This is a genomic window from Moritella sp., assembly GCF_033791185.1.
GTDB lineage: Bacteria > Pseudomonadota > Gammaproteobacteria > Enterobacterales > Moritellaceae > Moritella.
On record NZ_JASJHF010000314.1, the window covers coordinates 1 to 6973 of the forward strand.

The window sequence follows — 6973 nt, forward strand, 5'->3', positions numbered from 1 at the left end:
GGGTCCAACAGAGGTTATGAGAAATGAACATGAACAGATGCGACGTATGATGACTCAGATGGTTGAAGCTATAGCTTCAAAAGACACGGAGAGATTTTTTGGACTTTCTGAGACATTGATGATGCTAATGCAACAGCACAATATGAAAGAAGAACAGATGCTGTATCCCATGACTCAAGCGCACCTGCCCGATGCTGATGCGGTATTACAGCAAGTTAAAGCGTCCGTGTAATGGTTAAAACCGGATTGCAGACTATTCATCTTGATGTTAGCGAGTTAGAAGCTCCCGAGCCCATGCGTCAAATATTACAGGCTTTAGCAGCGTTATCTCGCGGGCAGTGCCTGATTGTCCAGCATCGTAAAAATCCAGTGCCACTCTATCCTAAACTTATCCAGTTGGGGTTTGCCTATCGGGTCGATATTCGAATACCGGGAACAAGTACATTTTTTGAAAATCAGACCCATAAACAGCGTAATACTGATGGTAGCTGTGAAGACTTAGCGGTTGTTATTAGTATCGCGTTGAAAGTGGATGAATTAGCCTTAGCGGCGTTGTCTGAGGTATAAATACAATGAATCTTGCAGGCTTAGATTTTGAAAAAATACCGGCATTTTCGGTACCAATGCGTTTTTTCTTTGTTGCCCCGTTTTTTGCGTTGATCAGTGCGCTTATTATCGGCTTTGGCGGAGAATCAATGTGGTTGACACGCTGGCACCCTGCGACACTCGCGATGACTCATGCTGTCGTCCTTGGCATTATATCTATGATAATGTGTGGGGCAATCTTGCAATTACTTCCAGTACTTGCGGGGAAGTCATTACCTCACGTTTCTCTGATTGCTATGTCGACATTAGTATTAATGTCGGCAGGTACGTTGTCATTAATTACTGCATTTTTAGCCGGTATGTTTGGGCTCAATAGTGATTTATTTTTCAGTCTTGCGGGCGGTGCATTTACCGTTGGGCTTGGCGGCTTTATAGCTGCGATATTATGGTTAATTAGGCCGCGTACTCAAGCCAGTTTTTCAATTAATACCATGCGATTAGGTTTTATTTCTGTCATCGTGGTGGGGGTTGTGGCCAGTTTACTACTTGCCGATTATTTATTTGCTGGACAGTTTAATATTACTAAGCAGTTAACGGATAGCCACGCGAGTTGGGGGCTTATTGGTTGGATTAGTTTGGTGATTATTGGGGTTAGCTTTCAAGTATTGCCTATGTTTCATGTTGCGCCGGCATTTCCGATGTGGAGTACACGTTATTTACCGGGCTTTTTATTCATCGTATTACTGTTACACACTCTCCTGACATTAGTGATAACACAAGTTAGCGTGACTAATACAGCCGTGTGGCAAATAGCACAAATGATTTGTGTCAGCCTATTAAAGCTCGGTTTGGGCGTCTATGCTGTAACCGCGATGAATTGCTTATTAAAGCGCAAACGAAAAATAACCGATACCAGTGTCAGCTGTTGGTTTATTGCATTAAGTTGTTTGTTACTTTGCTGTTCAATTAGTTTAGTGATGAGTTTAATTATAAGTGCAGTACCGAGTACGGAAATGTGGTTAATTAGCTTAGGTTGGTCGCCGTTGACGTTAGCCTCGGTGTTTATCTATGGCTGGGTAATGAGTGTGATCATGGCCATGATAATTAAGATTATGCCTTTTCTCGCTTATCTGCACTTACAACGTCAATGTGGTTTTCATATGCAAGCCTTCGCATTGTTACCGAATATGCATGTGTTATTAAGTAAACCGCGCATGCAAATGTTGATGTATAGTCATGTGCTAAGTCTAATTACCTTACTGATGACATTATATAACCCGGCTTGTTATTGGTTATTGTCAATAGCGATAATGCTGCAGTTTGGTTATCTGTTTGGATTGATGCTCAGTGTCAGTTATCGTTATTATGCGATAGCTAAAGACATTGACACTGCATTGCTCACATAACGCATCATGTGAATACATGATGCGTTATTACGTTAACTTAAATCTTATCAAATGCGATTAAGAAGTAAATAATACCCACGTATAACCAATAAACATAACTAACAATATAGCCCCAGAAAGGCGACCGAAGCGGTAGTTTAGTTTACTGTCTGCTGCAATTAACTCAGCTGTCAGTTGTTCTGGCACTAAAGCAGAGCGACGCTTACTCACCGCAAAATAGGTCATGGTAAACGAGATAACCATGAATGCAGTCATTATCGATAGCATTGGAATATCGCGTGTTAGCACTTCAGCGGGCAGCTGTAGCCCATCGCCAATCAAACCTGGAAATGCCAGTACACCCAATAGATTAAAGGTATTTGAACCAATCACAGTCGCGAATGCAATCTCCGGCATACCCCGGCGAACACCGGCAATCGCCGCCGCCAATTCTGGCAGGCTGGTACCAAATGCAACTATCGTTAAGCCGATTAATAAGTCGCTAACGCCCATGGCTTTCGCCAGTTCAACGCTACCCCAAACCATGATTTGGGAACTGATTAGTAGTACGATAAGCATGGCAATCGTTTCTACTAATGCACGTGTTTGGCTCACATCTAAAAATTCTAACTCGCCTTCAACATCATCTGTTGATGACGATTTAGCAAGGTACACACAGTACAGCGCAAGCAGTGATATTAGAATTAAACTGTCCCATTTAGTAATCGAGCCATTCGACATCAATGCAATCGTCGCGATAAGCGCAACAACTAGAATAGGGAGTTCACGTTTAATAAAACGCACTTGAATAACCAATGGCATAAACAAAGCGCAAAGAGCGAGTACTAGACCACTGTTGATGATGTTTGAGCCGATAGCATTACCGACAGCAAGGCCTTCTGCGCCATTGAATGAAGCGATAGCACTGACGACTAATTCTGGGAATGAAGTACCAAAGGCAATGACGGTCATACCAATAAACATGACTGAAACACCGAACTGTTTCGCTAATGTGGATGATACTAAGATCAGGCGGTCGGCACTTAAGGTCAGTAAAACAAAACCAACTAGCACTGCAACGATAGGTAATAATAAAGACATAGGGTTCTCGTACGAGGGCATTTAGACATAAACAAGCGACACCCTGCCCTCGAAAGTAGGTGTTTACTTGTTCAAGTCTCATCAAACTTAGTCCTGGGTTATTAGCCTCGGACTCGGTTGAATACACCATGACCTGTGGGTCAGTTATGTTGATGTACTCCTTCACTGGCGTGAAGCGACTACTCCCTCGAATAGATTGCGGCATTATAAGATAGAATGACGCTAACGCAAGTATAATATGTAATTAAATTACGTTATTTTAAAAACATCTTATGGGCATAAATACTTATAGCCGAAGGTGATTTTATTTAACCTATCATTTAGTTTCTTAGTTGCAAGCTGATTTGTACCACAGCATGGTCAGTACTTTCACTATCACGCTCATAGATAGGATTAATCAGGTGGCGGTCATAAGTATGGTAGTTGCTCACCTCAAAAAGACTGCGTTGATATTGTGCATTAAACTCACATGATAATAAGATGTAATCTAACACCGAGCCTTTATTATAAAAGTAATGCGTGGCGGGGCGCGGGGCGGGTGTAGCGCTTGCAACCACTCCATTGGCGGCGTGTTGGTATAAATTCCAGCTATCTTGCAGACTAAATTGCTTCACAATGTCTTGTGCTTGCGGGTCTGAGTTGAAACGTAATGTGTCCATAGTTAGGTGAGATAAAACACCATCACGGTCATTATCTAATCGGTCATTAAAATCACCCATTAACATCATCGGATTATTCGTCACGAGTCGACGTTGGATCATTTGTTGGAATAATAATGCTGCCTCTGAACCGCGTTGCATTGACGATCCCCAACTGCCACACATTTGTTTAGTAAAAGCATCAAGCACCGCTTTGGTGGTGGCTAATTCATTATCGTCACTTTCTAACATTGGCCGTTTAGATTTGAAATGCACGACATAACAATCTGTTGCGCCAAGGTGCGGTAGTTCGATACTGGCGCGCAGTGGCTTACGACTAAATTGATATTCTGATGATAACCCCATGTCCACGGCAAGCTCGCAGTCAGGCATGACCGCAGTGATCTCTGTGATTGGGTAACGTGAGGCGATCGCGACCACGGGGCTGCGGAAAATGTAATCTTCAATGACATCGGCGCTGTCGACTACTGCAAAATACGGGTAGTCACATTCAGCCGCTAATGCTTTTAATGAATCTGGGCTAAACACTTCTTGAAAGCCAATGACGTCAGGCTGATGTTCGACAAGGTAATCACGTATCCATTTCTGCTTTTTTTGCCATTGCTGCTCGTCATAGATACGATCAAAATCATAACAAGCAAACGGTGGTTCGATGTAGTTGAAAAGATTAAAGGTGGCAATTTTTAGCATAGGTAAAAGATACCAGATAGAGAGAAAACAACAGTCATGTTTATAACAAGCTTAGCAGTGTGGGGCAAATAAATATTTACGCCATTTTTACATGCAATTAGTCTAAGGTGCTTTGTGTAATAAGCAACTCATTATTTGACAGTTTGTTGCTTTTTTTTCGTGCGTAATCATCAAGATTTAGCTTGTATACCTTTGATATAAAGGTGTTTAATCAATATCTGGTAAGTTGTAATTAGAATGATAATTAATCATGATTGTAATTTATTGTAATGTACTGTTCGATAAATTGTTTTCTTAAACGTGTTTGTTAGACTCCGCGCCTTATTCGTTTTAGAGGTAGTATGATGAACAACACACATTTCACAGTGGCAATGACAGTAGCTATTAGCAGCTCGTTTGCTGTATCCGCCAATGATCATCTATTTACCTCTAAAGATTTAGAATCTGCCAGTAATAGTAACGTGAAACATATTGTCGGCATTGAGCAAGCGAAGGTGGCATCAACAGGGTTAACGGCAGATGAAAGTGAGTTACTCAGTGTTGAAGAATACGATCGTTATGAGCGTAATTTTCCTATTTGGGCGCAAGAAGCCATCGATTTAGGGCATGAATTACCTAAGCCATATGGTTTTAGCATGACCTATATGAAAATGGAACAGCCATTGATTGTCGATTCAGTTGGCTTTAGTGGCTTAGGTCCCATTGATGATCGCGTTAAAGTCGGCTCATCAACGGCACAGCAAGAATCTGAAACCTTAACCCTCCGTGGTGATGTTTGGGTATTACCGTTTTTAAATGTATACGGTATTCTCGGTTACACCCAGGGCAGTAGTACAGCTGTGGTTAATCCGACTTTTGAGCGAGCTAATCGACCGAATAGACCGAATAGACCGAATAGACCGAGTAAACCTCCGATTAGCTTAGGCACATATGACTTTGAATTGAACTTTAAGGGCATTACTTACGGCGCTGGGACAACGATCGTTGGCGGCATTGATAATTGGTTTGCCTTGCTCGATGTTAATTACACCAATACCGCATTAGATATTCTCGATGGTGAAATCAGTTCTATTGTCGTCTCGCCACGCGTTGGTTATCGCTGGAAATTTAAAGGCCATGATATGCAGTTATGGACTGGCGCTATGTATCAGAATGTAGAACAAACATTTGCGGGGAACCTCAAGGATATTGGTATCAACCTACCAGGGAAATTTGAAGTCGAGCAGCACCTTGAAGATAAGTGGAATACCTTAATCGGTGGGCAAGCGCAAATTACCAACAATGTCGATCTGCTTATGGAAGCGGGTGTCGGTACTCGCCGTAGCATGATGGTCAGCCTTGGGTATCGTTTTTAATGAGTGCATCTTTTAATACTGTAACCCACAACATACGCCCTAATGTAATGCTACTGATTAAAGTCTCTATGTTCTCGTTTGGCGCTTTGTTATTAACCGCTTGCAGTCAAGATTGGCAAGTTCGTTCATTACCCTCAGATGCCGCTGTCGCTGAAGCATTAACGCCGCAGCCTGATAGAAGTGTACTAGCAAGCACCGAGCTAAATGGATTTTCAAGCTTAGCGATGCCTGGGGATGTAAGACCTTGCTGCGCCTTTGGTAATGCCCAAAAAGTCAAAGTCGGTACCTTACAAGTACCGTTCTTTCGTTATGCTAATACGCTTGGCGCTAATGATATTGGCGCCCATGCTTTTGATGCCGGCTCATTTAGCTATGTAAAAGCATCACCAGACGGCAGTAGCAGCGGTGAAAATAATGGCCAAATCTATACGCGACTTGGCGGCTTCATCGATTTAGCCCATGTACGAGATACCGCTGATAACACTATTATTTTGTTTTATAAAATTTATAAGCAGTTAGGTAAAGAAGCAAAAATCGAGTTACCGCCTGAAATCGGCCCCCGTTATATCCAATTAACGGCCTTTGATATTGACCACCTTGACCCATTACAGCGCTGGAATTTAGCTGCAGATATGGCGGCGAGATTGGGTTACTTAATGGCGGAGTCACATGAAATAGCACAATGGCATGGTTATCGCAGTTGGGCGCTTTGGTCTGAGGAGGTATCAGCTTATTCACCTGAAGACATCTATTCAAATATGCTTGGTGCTAAGATCGCCTTAGCGTTAATTAGTAATAATTTAGCGATGAATAAAACTTTATTTAATCAGCACATGAACGGCTGGTTAACTGCAGCAATCAATCAACTTGAGCCAGTTACTGCCGAGCAAACTAATGCGCTGTTCGATGTGATTGACGGCGATTGGTGGGATTCAAATGAACCACTGCCAAATAAGTTTATGTTATTAAAACGCCATTATGCCTTGGGTGATGTTCAGTCTCCGTATTTGGTGGATAAACAAGCCGCGCAAGCGCATGCTCATTGGCCTTTGCTCGCGCCACTCTATTTACACGGGGAATGTCTGCAAGAGGATCGCCAGCAAGGTGAATGTCAGCAAGAGCCCCAAGCCAAACAATTATCGCTGCCACGTTACAGTCAGGGTATTGATATAGATGCAACGGCAAAATTGTGGTTATTTATTGATGATAAGTTTAAGGCTAACTTTAGCCATATACC

Annotated in this window: 7 protein-coding genes and 1 riboswitch; of the genes, 5 read left to right on the forward strand and 2 right to left on the reverse strand. The window is 42.4% G+C overall.

Annotated features, from left to right (window positions below; all coding sequences use genetic code 11):
* From QNK26_RS17900 to QNK26_RS17910, 3 genes are all read left to right on the forward strand, one after another.
* A partial coding sequence (locus QNK26_RS17900; protein WP_319225416.1) for a hemerythrin domain-containing protein occupies positions 1-232 on the forward strand: 232 nt, incomplete at its 5' end.
* Positions 232-567, forward strand: coding sequence for a DUF2249 domain-containing protein (locus QNK26_RS17905; RefSeq protein WP_319225418.1), 336 nt, complete (start codon positions 232-234; stop codon positions 565-567). The genes QNK26_RS17900 and QNK26_RS17905, both read left to right, overlap by 1 nt.
* Positions 568-572: 5 nt before the next feature.
* Positions 573-1952 carry a hypothetical protein gene (locus QNK26_RS17910; RefSeq protein ID WP_319225419.1) on the forward strand — a complete coding sequence of 460 codons (1380 nt, stop codon included), beginning with the start codon at positions 573-575 and terminating at the stop codon, positions 1950-1952.
* A 57-nt stretch (positions 1953-2009) separates the two neighbouring features.
* Here QNK26_RS17910 and QNK26_RS17915 read toward each other — a convergent pair whose 3' ends face one another.
* Complete coding sequence (locus QNK26_RS17915) at positions 2010-3032, reverse strand: calcium/sodium antiporter (RefSeq protein WP_319225420.1); 1023 nt, start codon at positions 3030-3032, stop codon at positions 2010-2012.
* A 12-nt stretch (positions 3033-3044) separates the two neighbouring features.
* Positions 3045-3219: riboswitch (yybP-ykoY riboswitch) on the reverse strand.
* A gap of 133 nt (positions 3220-3352) precedes the next feature.
* On the reverse strand, positions 3353-4381 hold the full coding sequence (locus QNK26_RS17920; protein WP_319225421.1) for an endonuclease/exonuclease/phosphatase family protein: 1029 nt from the start codon (positions 4379-4381) through the stop codon (positions 3353-3355).
* Between the two features lie 341 nt (positions 4382-4722).
* On the opposite strand from QNK26_RS17920, the gene QNK26_RS17925 reads away from it, so the two are divergent.
* Together QNK26_RS17925 and QNK26_RS17930 are read left to right on the forward strand one after the other, a co-directional pair.
* Entirely contained in the window at positions 4723-5736 is a 1014-nt protein-coding gene (locus QNK26_RS17925) for a virulence protein (protein ID WP_319225423.1), read from the forward strand.
* Positions 5736-6973 (forward strand): DUF4056 domain-containing protein (locus QNK26_RS17930; RefSeq protein WP_319225424.1); only part of this gene is annotated, 1238 nt, incomplete at its 3' end. The genes QNK26_RS17925 and QNK26_RS17930, both read left to right, overlap by 1 nt.